Raw genomic sequence first — 17,745 nt, forward strand, 5'->3', positions numbered from 1 at the left:
GGCATGGGACTTCTCGACGACAAGGTCGTTCTCGTCAACGGCGGCAGCCAGGGCGTGGGGGCCGCGATCGCGCGGGCCGCCGTCCGCGAGGGAGCCGTCGTGGCGGTCAGCGGGCGGCGCCCGGAGCCGGGGGAGGCTCTGGTGACGGAGCTGTCGGCGGCCGGCGGCAAGGCGATGTACGTCCAGGCCGATCTGGCGGACGCCGAACAGGCCAAGGCATCGGTCGCCGAGGTCGTGGACGCGTACGGCCGGATCGACTGCCTGGTGAACTCGGCCGGGCTGACCTCGCGGGGCACGCTGCTGGACACCACGCCGGAGCTGTTCGACGCGCACATCGCGGTCAACCTCAAAGGGCCGTTCTTCGCGATGCAGGCGGCGGTCGCCGACATGACGGCCCGCAAGGCGCCCGGCACGATCGTCAACCTCATCACCTCGTCGGCGCACGGCGGACAGCCGTTCCTCGCGCCGTACGTCGCCGCCAAGGCCGGCCTGGTGGGCCTGACCCGGAACGCGGCGCACGCCCACCGCTGGGACCGGATCCGGATCAACGGCCTGAACATCGGCTGGACCGCGACCGAGGGCGAGGACGCCACCCAGCGCGCATTCCACGGCGCCGGCGACGACTGGCGGGAGCGGGCCGCGGCCCGCCTGCCGATGGGCAAGCTCGGCCAGCCGGACGAAATCGCGGACTTCGTGGTCTTCCTGCTCTCCGAGCGGTCGGGGGTGGTCACGGGGTCGGTGATCGACTGGGACCAGAACGTGCTCGGCGGCCTCGACTAGAACTCCGCACCAACCCTAGGAGCAGTACCGCATGCGTATCGGAATCCTCGGCCTCGGCCGCATCGGCGCCTTCCACGCCGAGACCCTCTCCGGACTGGACGCCGTCGAGTCGCTCGTCGTCGCCGATCCGTTCGCTGACGCGGCCAAGGCCGCCGCCGAGCGGTTCGGTGCCGAGGTCGCGGACTCGCCGGAGGCCCTGCTGGCGGCCGGCGTGGACGGCCTCGTCGTCGCGGCCGCCACCGACGCCCATCCGGCGCTGATCCGGACCGGCGTCGAGGCCGGCGTCCCGGTCTTCTGCGAGAAGCCGGTCGCCCGCACCATGACGGAGGGCGTCGAGGTGCTGAAGGCCGTGCGGGACAGCGGCGTGCCGATCCAGATCGGCTACAACCGGCGCTTCGACGCGGGCTTCGCCGCCGCGCGGGCCGCCGTACAGGCCGGTGAGCTGGGCATGCTGCACACGGTCCGCTCGACCACCCTGGACCCGGCACCGCCGCCCGCCGCGTACATCGCCGCGTCCGGCGGCATCTTCCGCGACTGTTCCGTGCACGACTTCGACATCATCCGCTGGGTGACGGGCCGTGAGGTCACCGAGGTGTACGCGGTGGGCGGCAACCGGGGCGCCGACTACATCAAGGCGGCGGGCGACGCCGACACCACCGGAGCGATCCTGACCCTGGACGACGGCACAATCGCGGTGGTGTCCAACTCCCGGCACAACAAGCGGGGTTACGACGTACGCATGGAACTGCACGGCTTCGCCGACTCGATCGCCGTCGGCCTGGACGACAAGCTGCCGCTGCGCTCGGTCGAGCCCGGTGTGACCTTCCCCGCCGGCACCCCGCACGACTTCTTCATGGACCGCTTCACCGACGCCTACCGCGCCGAACTGACCGCGTTCACCGAGGTCGTGGCGGGCACCCGGCCCTCCCCGTGCACCGTCGAGGACGCCCTGGAGGCCGGCTGGATCGCCGAGGCCTGCACGCTGTCCCTGCACGAGCACCGGCCGGTGACGCTAGCGGAGGTACGTGCGGCGTGACCGCACGGTGACGGCGCCGGGCACCTGCCCGGCGCCGTCGGCGTGTCGGTCAGCCTCAGTACACAGCCTCAGTACCGGATCAGCCGCAGTACCGGATCAGCCACTCGTCCGGGTTGTAGGTGTCCCGCGCCGGGTCCGGCACCGTCGCCGGCTTCGTCTCCACCGTGTCCTGCGGGTGTATCCGCTCGGGCAGCGCGCCGAAGCGGTCTCGGCGCCGGGCCGCGGCGTCGGCCGCGTCCTGGGATGTGGTGCGAGCGTCCGTACGGTGTGTCATCTCGTCCTCCCGTCCGCGCGGGCGTTCCCCGTTGTCAGTCAGAACGCCCGCGTGCCCCCGTTGGTTCCCGGTCACTCGGTGACCGAATCCCTCGGAACAGCGCAGGAACCGGGCCGCGGTCGTCGGCACCGCGGCCCGGTTCCGGTGAGTGAGACCCTTCCGCCCTCAGGCCCCGCAGGACCGCAGGAAGCGCCGGGTGCGTACCGCGATCGGCAGCGGCTTGTCCGGCTCGCACGGGTACATGTCCTGCTCGACGATCGCGAACAGTTCCACGCCCAGCTTCTGCGCCGCCTCCAGCACCGGCCCCAGCTCCGGGACCCCGGAGGGCGGCTCGCACATCACCCCGCGCTGCACGGCCGGCCCGAACGGCACCCCGCCCGCGGCCACCTCGGCGAGGATGTCCGGGTCGACCTGCTTGAGGTGCAGGTACCCGATGCGCTCGCCGTAGGTCTCGATCAGCTTGACGCTGTCCCCGCCGCAGTAGGCGTAGTGCCCGGTGTCCAGGCAGAGGTTGACCAGCTCGCTGTCGGTCGAGTCCAGGAAGCGCTCGACGTGGTCCTCGGTGTCGATGTGGGTGTCGGCGTGCGGGTGCACGACGATGTCCAGGCCGTAGGTCTCCTTGACCTCGTGGCCGAGCCGTTCCATGCCCTTCGTCAGGTGCGCCCACTGCTCGGCGGTCAGCTCGGGCGGCTCCAGGATCTCGGCGGTCTTGTCGTCCCGCCAGAAGGAGGGGATGACCACCAGGTGCCGGGCGCCCATCGCCTGGGTGAGCGCGGCGACCTGACTGACGTGCGCCCAGGTCTCCTCCCAGACGGCCGGGCCGCGGTGCATGCCGGTGAAGACCGTGCCCGCCGAGACCTTCAGGTTCCGCCGGGCCACCTCCTCGGTGAGCCGCGCCGGGTCGGTGGGGAGGTAGCCGTAGGGGCCGAGTTCGATCCAGTCGTAACCGGCCTCGGCGACCTCGTCGAGGAAGCGTTCCCAGGGCACCTGCCGGGGGTCGTCGGGGAACCAGACGCCCCAGGAGTCGGGGGCGGAGCCGACCCGGATGCGGTCGAGCGGAGTGGGGTGCGCCATGATCAGGGGGTTCCTTCCGGGGAGGTCGCCACGGGTGCGGTGAGGTCGCCCTCCTCGGGCAGTTCCTCCACGTCGACGCCGCGGACCTGGGCCAGCTCGTGCTTGAGCGCGGCGAGTTCGGTGCCACCGGCCATGTGGTTGGTCAGCTCCTCCAGGCCGATCCCGCTGCGTTCGGCGCTCAGTTCCAGGGTGCCGAGGCGCAGGACGCTGAAGTGGTCGCCGACCATGTAGGCGTGGTGGGGGTTGTGGGTGATGAAGATGACGCCGAGGCCGCGGTCCCGGGCGGCGGCGATGTACTTCAGCACCACGCCGGACTGCTTGACGCCGAGGGCGGCGGTGGGCTCGTCCAGGATGAGGACGCGGGCGCCGAAGTAGACGGCGCGGGCGATGGCCACGCACTGGCGCTGGCCGCCGGAGAGGGTGCCGATGGGCTGTTCCAGGTCGTCCAGGACGATGCCCATGTTGCGCAGTTCCTGGTCGGCGGTCTCCTTCATGCGGGCGATGTCGAGACGCCGCAGCGGCCAGGGGCCCTTGGTCATCTCGGAGCCGAGGAAGAAGTTCCGCCACACCGGCATCAGCGGGACGGTCGCGAGATCCTGGTAGACGGTGGCGATGCCCCGGTCCAGGGCCTCGCGCGGGGTGGAGAACCGCACCTGCTGTCCGTCCACGAGGAACTCGCCCTCGGTGTGCTGGTGCAGCCCTGAGATGATCTTGATGAGGGTGGACTTGCCGGCGCCGTTGTCGCCGAGCACGCAGGTGACCTGGCCGGCGTGGACCTTCAGGTCGACGCCGTGCAGGGCGCGGATGTTGCCGTAGGACTTGCCGGCGGCGCGCAGTTCGACCAGGGGTCCGTCCTGGGCGGGCGCGCTGTCCTGGAGGACGGCGCCATGGGTTCCGGTGGTGTTGTCGGTCATCGCTTACCTCCGGGTCGCCGTGCGCTGGACCCACAGATTGATCAGGACGGCGCCGAGGAGCATCACGCCGAGGAAGGCCTTGAACCAGTCGGGGTTCCAGCCGGCGTAGACGATGCCCTGCTGCACCATGCCGAACATGAAGGCGCCGAAGACCGGGCCGATCGCGGAGCCGTAGCCGCCGGTGAGCAGACAGCCGCCGATGACGGCAGCGGCTATGTAGATCAGCTCCTGGCCCACGCCCTCGCCGGACTGCACGGTGTTGAACGAGAACAGGTTGTGCATGCCGACGAACCAGGCGCCGAAGCCGACCAGCATGAACAGGGTGATCTTGGTGAACTTCACCGGGACACCGACCGCGCGGGCGCTGTCCTTGTTGCCGCCGACGGCGAAGATCCAGTTGCCGTACTTGGTGCGCAGCAGCACCCAGGTGGCGAGGGCCGCGAAGACCAGCCACCACACCACGGTGATCTTCACCTGGACCCCGCCCACGTCGAAGGAGGAGGCGAAGATCTTCCGGGCCTGGCCGAAGCCGTCCATGTCGCTGATGTCGTCGGTGGCGACGTTGCCGGTGACCAGCTTGGTCACGGCGAGGTTGGCGCCCTGGAGGATCAGGAAGGTGCCGAGGGTGACCAGGAAGCTGGGCAGCCCGGTCTTCACCACCATCCAGCCGTTGAAGGCGCCGATCGCCAGGGACACGATCAGGGCGACGATCACGCCGGTCCAGACGTTCACCGTCAGCTGGTAGCTGAGCATGCTCGCGGTGAGCGCCGAGGAGATCACGGCGACGCCGGACGAGAGGTCGAACTCCCCGCCGATCATCAGCAGGGCCACCGGGAGGGCCATGATGCCGATGGTCGAGGACTGGTACAGGATGTTCGCCATCGAGCTGCCGTCGCGCACCGGCGGCGCCGCGATCAGGAAGAAGACCAGGACGGCGACGGCGCCGAGGAAGACGCCCACCTCGGGCCGGGCCAGCAGCCTCAGCGCCAGCGGGCGCCGGGCGGTGCGGCCGTCGGACTGCTTCGGGCCGGACGCCGGCGGCCCGCCCACCGCCGGCTCAGCCTGCTGGGTCATGCTCATCACCGGGTGCCCTTCGCGGCGAACTCGGCGACCTTGTCGACGTTGGACTTGTCCACGAAGGCCGGGCCGGTGAGCACGGCCTGCTCACCGCCGCCGCTGTAGTTGCCGTTGTTCTTGTAGAGCCACAGCGAGTCGACCGCCAGGTAGCCCTGGAGATAGGGCTGCTGGTCGACGGCGAACTCGATGGTGCCCTTCTGCACCGCCTTGACCAGGTCCTTGTTGAGGTCGAAGGTGGCCACCTTCGCCTTGCTGCCCGCGTCGCCCACCGACTGCACCGCGGTCAGGGCGAAGGGGGCGCCGAGGGTGACGACGGTGTCGACCGACTTGTCCTGCTTCAGCTTGGCCGTGATGGTCGACTTCACGGACGGCATGTCGGTGCCGTTCACATACAGGGTCTCAGTGGTGCCCTTGAACGTCTTCTTCACGCCGTCGCAGCGCTGGGTGAGGCCCACGTTGCCCTGTTCCTGGATCACGCAGACGATCTTCTTCGCGCCGGTGGTGTTGAGCTTGTTGCCGAACGCCTCGCCCGCCACGCTCTCGTCCTGCCCGAAGAACTCCAGCAGGCCGAGCTTCTTCCAGTCGCTCAGTCCGGAGTTGAGGCCGACCACCGGGATGCCGGCCTGCTCGGCCTTGGCGATCGCGCCCTTCATCGCGTCGGGCTTGGCCAGGGTGACCGCGATGCCGTCGACCTTCTGGTCGATCGCGTTCTGCACGTAGTTGGCCTGGTTGCCCGCGTTGGGGTCGGCGGAGTAGATCAGCTTGATGTTGTCCTTGGCCGCAGCGGCCTCCGCGCCCTTGCGGACGGTGTCCCAGAAGGTGTCGCCGGGCGCCTGGTGGGTGACCAGGGCGACGGTCATGCGGGGGGTGTCGGCCTTGCCCGCGGAGGGGTTCGCCGCTTCCTCCTCGGCCTTCTTGCCGCCGGAACTGCTGGAGCAGCCGGCCAGGGTGAGGGCTGCCGCGGCGGCCAGGGCCACGAGGGGGGCCAGTCTGCGGGAGCGGGGACGAGAAGAGCGGTCCATCTTTCCAGCACCTCACTGTGCGTGCGACGGGGCAAGGACGCTGTTGCGTTGGGACGGGATACAAGCCTCTGTCGAGCCCGCTGTCAATACTTTGTTAAGACATCATTTCACAAGCAGGTCCGAATGTAAGTACAAATCATTGACACCTTGGGCGTCCGGGACCTACACCTGAGAGGCATGAGCCCAGTACACCGCGCCCCGCAGCGAACGGCACCGGGTGATCGCGCGCTGGATCCCGTGGCCTTCGCCCTGGACCGGTCGAGCCCGGTGCCGTTGTACTACCAGCTCGCCCAGCAGCTGGAGGCGGCCATCGAGCGCGGTGTGCTGGTCCCGGGGAACCTGCTCGGCAACGAGGTCGACCTGTCGGTGCGGCTCGGGCTGTCCCGGCCGACCGTCCGCCAGGCGATCCAGTCCCTGGTCGACAAGGGGCTGCTGGTGCGCCGCCGCGGGGTCGGCACGCAGGTGGTGCACAGCCAGGTCAAACGCCCGCTGGAACTCAGCAGCCTCTACGACGACCTCGAGTCGGCCGGACAGGGCCCGGCCACCCGGGTGCTGCGCAACGAGCGGATCGCGGCGTCCGCCGACGTGGCCGCCGCCCTGGGCCTCCCGGAGGGTGCCGAGGTCGTCGTACTGGAGCGGTTGCGCTCCACACACGGCCGGCCGGTGGCGTTCCTGCGCAACCACCTGCCCGCCTCCCTGCTCGAACTCGGCACCGAGCGGCTGGAGTCCACGGGTCTGTACCGGATGCTGCGCTCCGCCGGGATCTCCCTGCACAGCGCCCGCCAGTCCATCGGCGCCCGCGCCGCGAGCGCCGAGGAGGCCGCCCTGCTGGAGGAGCGGGAGGGTGCGGCCCTGCTCACCATGCGGCGCACCGCCTACGACGACGCGGGCCGGCCGGTGGAGCACGGCAGCCATGTCTACCGGGCGTCCCGGTACGCCTTCGACTTCCAACTGCTGGTCAGGAGCTGAAACGGAACGATCTCTTTCACACAGCCCCCTCGGCCGCCCCGGCCGTGGGGGCCGTTGCGTCCCCCCGCCTGTCAACGATGCAGGTGACGGTGACGATTACGTTTCGGGCAAGAGACACCTCAATGCGACCGGAGCTATTGACGCATGAGCGGACATGGGGCTGTTATTACGCCCACGATGTTCGGTCGAGTTGGTTTCTGAGCGGTTTCGAGCCTTTCGGTGATCAACTCATCCCCTTGGCCGAACCCTGTATGCATCAGGAGCCGCCATGCGCCTCTCGCCCTCCGGTCTCTCCGTCCCGGGTCCCAGCCGACGTTCCCTGCTGCGCGGAGCGGGCGGTGCCGCCCTGCTCGCCGGCGCCGGCATACCCCTGCTGTCCGCCTGTGGAGGCAGCGGTTCCGGCTCCGACCCGAAGACCGTCACCCTGGGCTCGAACGCCTCGGACGCGGTGCCCAAGAAGGCCTTCGAGAGCGTCTACGCGGCCTTCAAGAAGCAGTCGGGCCTCACCGTCGATGTGAACACCAAGGACCACAACACCTTCCAGGAGCAGATCAACTCGTATCTCCAGGGCACGCCGGACGACGTGTTCAACTGGTTCGCCGGATACCGCATGCAGTTCTTCGCGGCGAAGAAGCTGGCCACGCCGATCGACGACGTGTGGGCGAAGATCGGGGACAACTTCCCGGAGGCGATGAAGAAGCTCAGCAAGGGCGAGGACGGCAAGTACTACTTCGTGCCGCTGACCACGTACCCCTGGGCGGTCTTCTACCGCAAGAGCGTCTTCCAGCAGCACGGCTACAAGGTTCCCGCCACCTGGGACGACTTGGTCGCCCTGTGCAAGCAGATGAAGAAGGACGGCCTCGTCCCGATCGCCTTCGGCGACAAGGACGCCTGGCCGGCGATGGGTACCTTCGACCAGATCAACTTCCGCCTGAACGGCTACGACTTCCACGTCGAGCTGATGGCCGGCAAGGCGTCCTGGACCGACGCCAAGGTGAAGGACGTCTTCGACCACTGGGCCGAGATCCTCCCCTACCACCAGGACGGCTTCATGGGCCGTACCTGGCAGGACGCCGCGCAGACCCTGGTCGCGAAGAAGGCCGGCATGTACCTCCTCGGCTCCTTCGTGGCCCAGCAGTTCACGAACAAGGCCGACCTGGACGACCTCGACTTCTTCGCCTTCCCGGAGATCAACTCCGCGTACGGCCAGGACACCGTCGAGGCGCCGACCGACGGCTTCATGGTCAGCAAGTCCCCGAAGAACCACGAGGGTGTCGTCAAGCTCCTGGAGTACCTGGGCAGCCCGGCGGCCGAGGAACTGTACCTGAAGACCGACCCGAGCGTCGTCGCCGCCTCCAGCAAGGCCGACACCTCCTCCTACTCGGCGCTCCAGAAGAAGGCGTTCGAGATGATCGGCAGCGCCAAGAGCCTCACCCAGTTCATGGACCGCGACAGCCGCCCCGACTTCACCTCCACGGTGATGCAGCCGGGCTTGCAGAAGTTCCTCCAGAACCCCAAGGGCGTGGACAGCCTGCTGTCGTCCATCGAGCGCCAGAAGAAGACCATCTTCGCGTCCTCGTGAGCGCCCCGATGACCACCGACACGACGACGAAGACCCCGGAGCCGGCGGCCGTGCCGGCTCCGGGGGCCGCGCCCGCGAAGAAGCGGGTCTCGCAGGGACACCGACGCCTGCTGACCCGCCGTGACCGGATCACGCTCGCCCTCATGGCGGGCGTGCCCACCGTCCTGCACGTGATCCTCGTCTGGGTCACCGCCCTCGCCTCGATCGTCCTCGCCTTCACCACCTGGGACGGCATCGGGTTCGACTCGATCAAGTGGGTCGGCCTGGACAACTTCAAGCAACTCTTCACCGACAACCCGCAGTTCTGGCCGGCCGTCCAGCACAACGTCATCTGGTTCGTCGCGCTGATCCTGATCCCGACGCCGTTCGGCCTGTTCCTCGCGGTCCAATTGGACAAGCGGATCCGGTTCAGCCGCGTCTACCAGACCGCGTACTTCCTGCCCGTCGTCATCTCGATGGCGTGCATCGGCTTCGTCTGGCAGCTGGTCTACAACCCGGACACGGGCCTGATCAACAGCATCATCGGCGCCAACAAGCCCGGCCACTACATCGACTGGATCGGCGACCCCGACCTCAACCTGTGGGCCGTCCTCATCGCCGCGTCCTGGCGGCACGCCGGCTACATGATGATCCTCTACCTGGCCGGTCTGAAGAGCGTCGACCCGTCGCTCAGGGAGGCGTCCGCGCTGGACGGCGCAAACGAGTGGCAGACGTTCAAGAACGTCATCTTCCCGACCCTGCGCCCGACCAACACGGTCGTCCTCGTCGTCACCATCATCGAGGCACTGCGCGCTTTCGACCTGGTCTTCGTCTTCAACAAGGGCGCCCAGGGCACCGAGTTGCTGTCGATCCTGGTCACCAACAACATCATCGGCGAGTCCAGCCGTATCGGATACGGCTCCGCCATCGCCGTCGTCCTGCTGGTGATCTCCCTCGCCGTCATCATCCCGTACCTGATCGCCACCTTCCGGAAGGAGCGGCGCGCATGAGCACCGTGAGCGCCCTGGGCAAGCGGCGTACGCCCATCCGGCCGGCCCGGGTCCTGCTGCACGTCTTTCTCGCGGGCACAGCCCTGGCCTGGCTGGCGCCCCTGCTCTGGGCGGTCTTCTCGGCCCTGCGCCCGTACAGCGAGACCAGCGCCAAGGGATACGTCTCCTGGCCGGACACGCTGAACTTCGACAACTTCACGAACGCGTTCCAGCAGTCGGACATGCTGCACTACTTCGGCAACACGCTGATCATCGCGGTGCCGGCCGTGCTGCTGACGCTGTTCCTGTCGTCGATGGTCGCCTTCTACGTCAGCCGTTTCGACTTCCGGGTCAACCTGGCGCTGCTGCTCGTCTTCACGGCGGGCAACCTGCTGCCCCAGCAGGTCATCATCACCCCGCTGTACCGGCTGTACCTGCTCACGGACCTGCCGGGCATCACCGCGAGCGGCAAGCTGTACGACTCCGCGCTGGGCCTCGTCCTGATCCATGTGGCGTTCCAGTCCGGCTTCTGCGCGTTCGTGCTGAGCAACTACATGCGCTCGCTGCCGCACGAGCTGACCGAGGCCGCGCTGGTCGACGGCGCCTCGGTGTGGCGGCTGTACTGGCAGATCACGCTGCCGCTGTGCAAGCCGGCGATGGCCGCCCTGGCGACCCTGCTGTCCATCTGGATCTACAACGACTTCTTCTGGGCCCTCGTGCTGATCTCCACCGGCGAGAACATGCCGATCACCTCGGCGCTGAACAACCTCTCCGGCCAGTACTTCACCGACCCGAACCTGGTCGCCGCCGGTGCCCTGCTGACCGCGATCCCCACTCTGATCGTGTACTTCGTGCTCCAGCGCCAGTTCGTCAGCGGCCTGACCCTGGGCTCCAACAAGGGCTGACGGGCCCGCACCCGAAAGAGACCACCGTGAAGCGCACCCTGTCCGTTCCCGGTATCGCCTACGGCGGCGACTACAACCCCGAGCAGTGGCCCGAGGAGGTGTGGGCCGAGGACATGCGCCTGATGCGCGAGGCCGGGGTGAACCTGGTCAGCGTCGGCATCTTCTCCTGGGCGCTGCTGGAGCCGTCCGAGGGCGTGTACGACTTCTCGCGCATGGACAAGATCCTGGGCCTGCTGCACGAGAACGGCATCGCCGCCGACCTCGCCACGCCCACGGCGGCGCCGCCGGCCTGGTTCTTCCGCGCCCACCCGGAGGCCCTGCCGGCCGACCGGGACGGCCGTACCCTCTCCTACGGCAGCCGCCAGACGTTCTGCCCGTCCAGCCCCGCCTACCGGCAGGCCGCGCTGCGCGTCGCGGGCGCGCTCGCCGAGCGGTACGCGGACCACCCGGCGGTCCGCATGTGGCACGTGCACAACGAGTACGGCTGCCACAACGCGGCCTGCTACTGCGACACCAGCGCGGCGGCGTTCCGACGCTGGCTGCGCGACCGGTACGGCGACGACCTGGCGGCGCTCAACCACGCCTGGGGCACCGCGTTCTGGTCCCAGTGGTACTACGACTGGGAGGAGATCCTTCCGCCGCGCGCCACCGGCGCGGTGTCCAACCCGACGCACCAGCTGGACTGGCGGCGGTTCTGCTCCGACGAGCTGCTGTCGCTGTACACGGCGGAACGGGACGTGCTCCGCGCGGCGGCGCCCGCGATCCCGGCCACCACCAACTTCATGGTGAACTTCAGCTTCGACGCGCTGGACTACTGGCGCTGGGCCCCCGAGCTGGACATCGTCTCCAACGACCACTACCTCCGGTCCACGGACCCCGAGCCGCAGATCGACATCGCGCTGAGCGGCGATCTGACGCGCTCGCTCGCGGACGGCCCGTGGCTGCTGATGGAGCACTCGACCGGCGCGGTGAACTGGCAGCCCGTCAACCGGGCGAAGAACCCTGGGCAGCTGCGCAGGGACGCGCTCGCCCACGTGGCGCACGGCGCGGACGGCATCGCGTACTTCCAGTGGCGGCAGTCGAAGGCGGGTGCCGAGCAGTGGCACTCGGCGATGGTGCCGCACGCCGGGACGGACAGCCAGATCTGGCGGGACGTGGTCCGGCTCGGCGCCGACCTGAAGGCGCTGGCCGAGGTGCGCGGCAGCACCGGCACCGCCGAGGTGGCGATCGTCTGGGACTGGAACGCCCGCTGGGCCCTGGAACTCCCCTCCCAGCCGAGCGGCGAGCTGTGCTACCTGGACCTGGTCCGGGCCTGGTACGAGCCGCTGTGGCGGTCGGGCGTGGCCGTGGACTTCGTCCGCCCCGACGCGGACCTCACCGGCTACCGGCTGGTGCTGGCCCCGAACCTGTACCTGGTCGACGAGGCGGGCGCGGCGAACCTCACGTCGTACGCCGCGGGTGGCGGCACCCTCGCGGTCGGCTTCCACAGCGGGGCCGTGGACGAGAACTGCCATGCCCGGCTGGGCGGTTACCCCGGAGCGTTCCGGGAGGTGCTGGGCGTCCGCTCCGACGAGCCGTTCCCGCTGCTGCCCGGGGAGCCGGTCGCGCTGACGGGTGCCGTGCCGGACGGGGCGACGGGCACCCTGTGGTCGGAGCGGGTGCGGCTCGCTGGTGCGGAGGCGGTCGCCTCGTACGCCGACGGGCCGCTGGCCGGGGTTCCGGCGGTGATCCGGCTCGCGCACGGCACCGGGTCCGCCTGGTACCTGGCCACCCTGCCGGACCCGGCCACGATGGCCGCGCTGCTGGACCGCGTCCGCGACGAGGCGGGCGTGACGCCGGTGCGGACCGCCCCGCCCGGGGTGGAGGTGGTCCGCCGGCGCGGCCCGGAGGCGGACTACCTGTTCGTCATCGACCACATCGGTCAGGGCGCGGAAGTACCGGTGTCCCCGGGTTCGTTCGAGCTGCTGACCGGCAAGGAGACGACCGGCACGGTCACCGTCGCACCCGGTGACGTGGCCGTCGTACGGGAGCCGCGCGGCCTGTGAGCCGCGCCGTCGTACGGAAGGCGGCGCGGCTCAGTGAACCCCCGCCGTCGTACGGAAGGCGGCGCGGCTCAGTGAACCCCCGCCGTCGTACGGAAGGCGGCGCGGCTCAGTGAACCCCCGCCGTCGTACGGAAGGCGGCGCGGCTCCGTGCGCCGCGTCCAGCCTGGCGCGCTGTTCCTCAGTGAGTTCCAGGTCGACGGCGGCGAGACTCTCGTCGAGCTGGGCCACCGAGGAGGCGCCGACGAGCGGGAGCACGGGCAGCTCACCGCCCATCTGCCAGGCGAGCACGACCTGGTTGACGGTCGCCCCGGTCTCCCGGGCCACCTCACGGAGCACCGCGAGCCGCGCCGGGGTGCCGGGGTGGTCGTAGTCCGGCGGCAGCGGCTTGTCGGCGCGGGTGTAGGCGCCGGTGAGCAGCGGCGAGTAGGCGACCAGGGTCAACTCCGGTTCCGCGCGGAGGTAGTTCAGGAGCCGGGCGTCCGCGCCGCCGAGGCTGCCGTCGGAAAACAGGTCGCTCGGCACGTCCGTGCGCGGGCGCAGATAGCTGTGCTGGTACTGGAGCACCTCGTACCCCGGCAGTCCGGCCACCGCCGCGAGGGCGCGGGCCCGTTCCACCGTCCACACGGCGTGGTTGCTGACGCCGAGCAGGCCGACGGTGCCCTCGGCGACGAGCGCGGCCTCCGCCGGGTACGACGCCGGGGCGGGGGTGTACCGGCTGGTCTACCGAGCCGCGCCGCACGGCTCCCGGGTGACGGTACTGTCCCTGCCGCCGGGCGCCTGGCGGATCACGGCCGGCGGCGGCGCGACCGCCGTGCGCCGGACGGCCGGCCGGGTCCGGGTGCCGGCCGCCCCGGGCAGCCTGGTGACCGTCACCGTGGAGCGCGGCTGAACGCGCCGTGGCCCGTTCCCCGTCGGTTCGGGGAGCGGGCCACGGCGCGGGGCGCGTCAGACGGCTGGGAGCGTGGTCTCCTGCTCGAAGCGCGCGTGGAAGCGGCGGGTGTGGTCCACCTGGCGTTCGGGGCCGGTCAGGGTGACCGTCGCCGTCAGCCGGGCGTCGCCGCTGGACGCCGCCAGACGCAGCTCCAGCTCGCCCGGTTCGACCACCCGGCGCCCGTCGCGGCCGGTGAAGGAGGCCAGGTCGGCCGGCACGGTCACGCGCAGCCGGCGGGCCTCGCCCGGGGCCAGCGGGACCCGGGCGTAGCCGACGAGGCGCTGCACCGGCTGGACGACGGAGGCGACCGGGTCGTGCAGATAGAGCTGGACGACTTCGGTGCCCTCCCGCTCCCCCGTGTTGCGCACGGTCAGGGCGAGGGAGAACGCGCCGCTCGTGTCCGCCTCCGGCCGGTCGACCGTCAGCTCGCCCCAGTCGAAGGACGTGTAGGACAGGCCGTGTCCGAACGGGAAGGCCGCCGTGGGGTCGATGTTGGACACGTCGCTGGCCTGGGCGAGCCGGGCGCCGAGGTAGCCGGCGGGCTGGCCGCCGGTACCGCGCGGCACGCTGACGGGCAGCCGTCCGGACGGGTTGGTCCGGCCGCTGAGCACGCCGGCGATGGCGGTGGTGCCCTCCACCCCGGGGAAGAAGGACTGCACGATGGCGGCGGCCTCGTCCACGGCGCGGCCGAGGGCGTAGGGCCGGCCGGCCAGCAGGACCGTCACCACCGGTGTGCCGGTGTCGAGCAGCGCGTCGAGCAGGCGCTGCTGGGCGCCGGGCAGGGCCAGGGACTCGGCGTCGCAGCCCTCGCCGCTGGTGCCCCGGCCGAAGAGGCCCGCGCGGTCGCCGAGGGCCGCGACGACGACGTCGGCCCGGCGCGCGGTGTCGACGGCCTCGGCGATGCCGAGGAGGTCACCGTCGTCCACGCCGGTGCCGCGTACGACGGTGAACTCCGCGCCGGGGAACTCGCGCCGGAGGGCGTCCTCCAGGGTGGGCAGGTCGATGCCGGGCGGGGTCTGCGGGTGGTGCACGCCGACGTGCTGGGGGAAGGAGTAGCAGCCCAGTACGGCCGTGGGCTCGGTCGCGTTGGGGCCGATCAGGGCGATGCGGCGCGGCCGGCCGAGGGGCAGGGTGCCGTCGTTGCGCAGCAGGACGACCGCTTCCTCCGCCACGGTGCGGGCCAGTTCCCGGTTCTCGGGGGTGTCCAGGTCGACGGTGCCGCGCAGGGTGTCGGGGTCGTCCAGGTCCGCTTCCCCGAGGGCGGCCGGGACCGGGTTCCAGTCCGCGTCGAGCAGGCCGAGCCGGGCCTTCTGGAGGAGCACCCGGCGCAGCGCGCGGTCGATCAGCGCCTCCGGCACCCGGCCGGCGGCGACGGCTTCGGCGAGGGGCGCGCCGAACGTCTTGACGGTGGGCAGTTCCACGTCGACGCCCGCGCGCAGGGCCGTACCCGCCGCCTCCGCCCAGTCGCCGGCGACGCCGTGCAGGGTGCTGAGGAAGGCGATGCCGAAGTAGTCCGCGACGACCGTGCCCGCGAAGCCCCAGGTGTCCCGCAGCAGCCCGGTGAGCAGGTCTTCGTCGGCCGCCGACGGCATCCCGTCGGTGTCGGTGTAGGCGTGCATGACGGAGTCGGCCGCGCCCTCTCGCACGGCCATCTCGAAGGGGGGCAGCAGGACGTCGGCCCGCTCGCGCGGGCCCATGCCGACGGGCGCGAGGTTGCGCCCGGCGCGCGAGGCGGAGTACCCGGCGAAGTGCTTCAGGGTGGCGACGACACCGGCGGACTGAAGACCCTGGACGTAGGCGGTGCCGATGCTGCCGACGAGGTAGGGGTCCTCTCCGATGGTCTCCTCGACGCGGCCCCAGCGGGCGTCCCGCACCACGTCCAGGACGGGCGCGAGGCCCTGGTGGACGCCGACGGACCGCATGTCGCGGCCGATGGCGGCGGCCATCCGGCGGATGAGGGCGGGGTCGAAGGTGGCGCCCCAGGACAGCGGGACGGGGTAGGCGGTGGCACCCCAGGTGGCGAATCCGGCCAGGCACTCCTCGTGGGCCAGGGCGGGGATGCCGAAGCGGTTCGCGGCGGCGATCCGGGTCTGGGTGCGCAGCAGCGAGAGCGCGCCGAGCGCGGGGTCGACGGGCGCCGTGCCGAAGGGGCGGGTCAGCTGGCCGAGCCCGGCCGGCAGGAGCGCGTCGAGGTCGACGGCCTCCTCCATGTCGTGCTGGTGCGGGGCGACTTCGCCACCCTCGTCGGACGCGCCGACCCACACGCCGTACAGCTGGGCGATCTTCTCCTCGACGGTCATCGCGTCGATCAGCGCGGACACACGGGTGCCGATGTCCTGGGTCGGGTCGTTCCAGAGGGGGATTTCGGGGGTGGTCTCTACGGCCACGTTGGTGGTCACTTTCCTCCCATGCCCATCAGGCCCTGGACGAGGGCCCGTCGGGCGAACAGGTAGACGAGCAGGACGGGCACCATGGACAGCGTCACGGCTCCCAGCAGGCCGGGGATGTCGATGCCGTGTTCGGTCTGGAAGTTGTACAGACCCAGGGTGATGACCTTGGTCGAGTCGGACTGGGTCAGCACGAGCGGGAACAGGAAGCCGTTCCAGGCCTGGAGCGCGGAGAACACCACGACCGTGGACAGGCCGCCGCGCGAGAGCGGGACGACCAGCTGGAAGAACATCCGCCGCGGGGTCGCTCCGTCCACGGTCATGGCCTCGAACAGCTCCGGGGAGATGTCGCGCATGGTCCCGCTGAGGATGAGCGCGGACATCGGCAGGCAGAACGCGGCCGTGGGCAGGATGACCCCGAGCAGGTTGTCGTACAGGCCCGCCTCGCTGATCAGGTAGAACATCGGCACGATGACGGCCTGGGCGGGGATGGCGAGGCCCAGCAGGAACAGCCGGAAGATCTGCGAGGTGACACGGGTGCGGCTGCGTACGATCGCGTAGGCCAGGGGCGGTACGAGCAGCAGCACCACGCCGACGACACAGACGGTGACGACGATGGTGTTGAGGAAGTACTGCCCGAAGCCCGAGTCGAACGCCCCGGTGTAGTTGTCGAGGGTGAAGTCGCCGGGGAAGGACAGCGGGCCCTTCTTCGCGTAGTCCTGCCGGGAGCGCAGGGTCGCGGCGAGCATCACGTACAGCGGCAGACCCACCAGGACGAGCCAGACGATCGAGCCCGCTCCGGCCAGGTGGTTGGGGCGGCGCCTCATGACACCCCCTCCATGTCGCTGCGCATCTTGTCGTAGCCGGAGACGCGGACGACGATCAGCGAGACCACCGTGGCGGCCACGACCAGGCAGAGGGCGATGGCCGAGCCGGCGCCGAAGTCGAAGCCCTTGAAGGCCTTCTGGTACATGTAGTAGGCGCTGATCGTGGTGTCGGTGCCCGGTCCGCCCTGGGTCAGGATGAGCACGGTCTCGAACGTGGTGAGCCCGCCGACGATCATCAGGATCATCGAGGTGACGACCGAGTTGCGCAGCTGCGGCAGGGTGATGTGGAAGAACTGGCGGTAGCGTCCCGCGCCGTCGATCTCCGCCGCCTGGTACAGCACCGGCGGGATCGCCCGGGCGGCGCCCTGGTAGATCAGCGTGTGGAACGGCGTGAACTGCCAGGTGCTGACGAAGGCCAGCACCCCGATGGCCGAGGCCTGCTCACCGAACAGGTTGCCGTCCCCGAACAGCCAGGTCATGCGCGCGGGGATGCCGAAGTTCGGGTCGAGCAGCGCCCGCCAGAGCACGGACACGGCGGTGGAGGACAGCAGCAGCGGGATGAAGTAGATCGCCGAGAGGACGGCGCGGTTGCGCTGGTGTCCGGCGGCCCAGACGCCGAGCACGATGCTCAGCGGGGTCTGGATGGCCACGCCCAGGGCGGTGAGCAGCAGGGTGAGCCAGATGCTCTTGATCATGACGGGGTCGTCGAGGATGCGCTCCCAGTTGTCCGTCCCGACGAACTGCGGTGACCCCAGGCCGTTCCAGCTCATGAAGGACAGCACCGCCACCATGATCAGCGGTACGAGGGCGAAGAGGGCGAAGAACAGGGTGGCGGGCAGCGCCCAGCCGAAGCCGGGGCGCGTGCCGCGTGCGGTGTAGGAGTCCTCCGGCCGCCGCCGGGCCTTTTTGGCCACGGCGGAGGGCGGAGCGCTCGTGAGCTGTGTGGTCATGAGC

Annotated in this window: 16 protein-coding genes and 1 pseudogene; 8 read left to right on the top strand and 9 right to left on the bottom strand. The window is 70.3% G+C overall.

The features are described 5' to 3' along the window. Positions 1 to 3: 3 nt before the first annotated feature. On the top strand, positions 4 to 780 hold the full coding sequence (locus ACZ4WH_RS26410; RefSeq protein ID WP_468184795.1) for an SDR family oxidoreductase: 777 nt from the start codon (positions 4 to 6) through the stop codon (positions 778 to 780). A gap of 31 nt (positions 781 to 811) precedes the next feature. Further along, positions 812 to 1,816 carry a Gfo/Idh/MocA family protein gene (locus tag ACZ4WH_RS26415; protein ID WP_468184797.1) on the top strand — a complete coding sequence of 335 codons (1,005 nt, stop codon included), beginning with the start codon at positions 812 to 814 and terminating at the stop codon, positions 1,814 to 1,816. Positions 1,817 to 1,895: 79 nt separating this feature from the next. Here ACZ4WH_RS26415 and ACZ4WH_RS26420 read toward each other — a convergent pair whose 3' ends face one another. The 5 genes from ACZ4WH_RS26420 to ACZ4WH_RS26440 all read right to left on the bottom strand — a co-directional run bounded on the left by ACZ4WH_RS26420 (position 1,896) and on the right by ACZ4WH_RS26440 (position 6,177). Further along, positions 1,896 to 2,090 carry a hypothetical protein gene (locus ACZ4WH_RS26420; protein ID WP_468184800.1) on the bottom strand — a complete coding sequence of 65 codons (195 nt, stop codon included), beginning with the start codon at positions 2,088 to 2,090 and terminating at the stop codon, positions 1,896 to 1,898. A 165-nt stretch (positions 2,091 to 2,255) separates the two neighbouring features. Continuing rightward, positions 2,256 to 3,164, bottom strand: a complete 909-nt coding sequence (locus ACZ4WH_RS26425; RefSeq protein WP_468184803.1) for a sugar phosphate isomerase/epimerase family protein — start codon at positions 3,162 to 3,164, stop codon at positions 2,256 to 2,258. Between the two features lie 2 nt (positions 3,165 to 3,166). Next, positions 3,167 to 4,078, bottom strand: a complete 912-nt coding sequence (locus tag ACZ4WH_RS26430) for an ATP-binding cassette domain-containing protein (protein WP_468184805.1) — start codon at positions 4,076 to 4,078, stop codon at positions 3,167 to 3,169. Between the two features lie 3 nt (positions 4,079 to 4,081). Next, positions 4,082 to 5,158 carry an ABC transporter permease gene (locus ACZ4WH_RS26435; RefSeq protein ID WP_468184807.1) on the bottom strand — a complete coding sequence of 359 codons (1,077 nt, stop codon included), beginning with the start codon at positions 5,156 to 5,158 and terminating at the stop codon, positions 4,082 to 4,084. Then, positions 5,158 to 6,177, bottom strand: coding sequence for a sugar ABC transporter substrate-binding protein (locus tag ACZ4WH_RS26440; RefSeq protein WP_468184810.1), 1,020 nt, complete (start codon positions 6,175 to 6,177; stop codon positions 5,158 to 5,160). Before ACZ4WH_RS26440 ends, ACZ4WH_RS26435 begins: the two co-directional genes overlap by 1 nt. 177 nt (positions 6,178 to 6,354) lie before the next feature. Between ACZ4WH_RS26440 and ACZ4WH_RS26445 the strand changes: the two genes are divergently transcribed. The 5 genes from ACZ4WH_RS26445 (at position 6,355) to ACZ4WH_RS26465 (ending at position 12,646) form a co-directional block, all read left to right on the top strand. Next, positions 6,355 to 7,146, top strand: a complete 792-nt coding sequence (locus ACZ4WH_RS26445) for a GntR family transcriptional regulator (protein ID WP_468184812.1) — start codon at positions 6,355 to 6,357, stop codon at positions 7,144 to 7,146. Positions 7,147 to 7,414: 268 nt separating this feature from the next. Beyond that, a complete protein-coding gene (locus tag ACZ4WH_RS26450) occupies positions 7,415 to 8,728 on the top strand; it encodes an ABC transporter substrate-binding protein (protein ID WP_468184815.1) in 1,314 nt (437 codons plus the stop codon). Between the two features lie 8 nt (positions 8,729 to 8,736). Then, positions 8,737 to 9,717: a carbohydrate ABC transporter permease gene (locus ACZ4WH_RS26455; protein WP_468184818.1), complete on the top strand. Its 981-nt coding sequence runs from the start codon at positions 8,737 to 8,739 to the stop codon at positions 9,715 to 9,717. Further along, a complete protein-coding gene (locus ACZ4WH_RS26460; RefSeq protein ID WP_468184820.1) occupies positions 9,714 to 10,601 on the top strand; it encodes a carbohydrate ABC transporter permease in 888 nt (295 codons plus the stop codon). The genes ACZ4WH_RS26455 and ACZ4WH_RS26460 overlap by 4 nt, the downstream gene beginning before the upstream one ends. Before the next feature lie 26 nt (positions 10,602 to 10,627). Further along, positions 10,628 to 12,646 (top strand): beta-galactosidase, encoded by a 2,019-nt coding sequence (locus ACZ4WH_RS26465; protein WP_468184823.1) that lies wholly within the window; start codon positions 10,628 to 10,630, stop codon positions 12,644 to 12,646. Between the two features lie 147 nt (positions 12,647 to 12,793). Here ACZ4WH_RS26465 and ACZ4WH_RS26470 read toward each other — a convergent pair. Next, positions 12,794 to 13,324, bottom strand: a pseudogene (locus ACZ4WH_RS26470) (aldo/keto reductase); the annotation flags it as partial. Here ACZ4WH_RS26470 and ACZ4WH_RS26475 point away from each other — a divergent pair. Next, a complete protein-coding gene (locus ACZ4WH_RS26475) occupies positions 13,302 to 13,535 on the top strand; it encodes a hypothetical protein (RefSeq protein WP_468184825.1) in 234 nt (77 codons plus the stop codon). The pseudogene ACZ4WH_RS26470 and the gene ACZ4WH_RS26475 overlap by 23 nt on opposite strands. A 56-nt stretch (positions 13,536 to 13,591) precedes the next feature. On the opposite strand, the gene ACZ4WH_RS26480 is transcribed toward ACZ4WH_RS26475, so the two are convergent. Genes ACZ4WH_RS26480 through ACZ4WH_RS26490 form a run of 3 tightly spaced genes read right to left on the bottom strand, consistent with a single transcriptional unit; the run spans position 13,592 to position 17,741 of the window. Beyond that, positions 13,592 to 15,976: a beta-xylosidase/alpha-l-arabinosidase gene (locus ACZ4WH_RS26480; protein WP_468184827.1), complete on the bottom strand. Its 2,385-nt coding sequence runs from the start codon at positions 15,974 to 15,976 to the stop codon at positions 13,592 to 13,594. Beyond that, entirely contained in the window at positions 15,973 to 16,791 is an 819-nt protein-coding gene (locus tag ACZ4WH_RS26485; protein ID WP_468184830.1) for a carbohydrate ABC transporter permease, read from the bottom strand. The genes ACZ4WH_RS26480 and ACZ4WH_RS26485 overlap by 4 nt, the downstream gene beginning before the upstream one ends. Further along, a complete protein-coding gene (locus tag ACZ4WH_RS26490) occupies positions 16,788 to 17,741 on the bottom strand; it encodes a carbohydrate ABC transporter permease (RefSeq protein WP_468184833.1) in 954 nt (317 codons plus the stop codon). The genes ACZ4WH_RS26485 and ACZ4WH_RS26490 overlap by 4 nt, the downstream gene beginning before the upstream one ends. Positions 17,742 to 17,745 lie beyond the last annotated feature (4 nt).

The sequence above is a fragment of the Streptomyces sp. NPDC029138 genome (assembly GCF_055564375.1).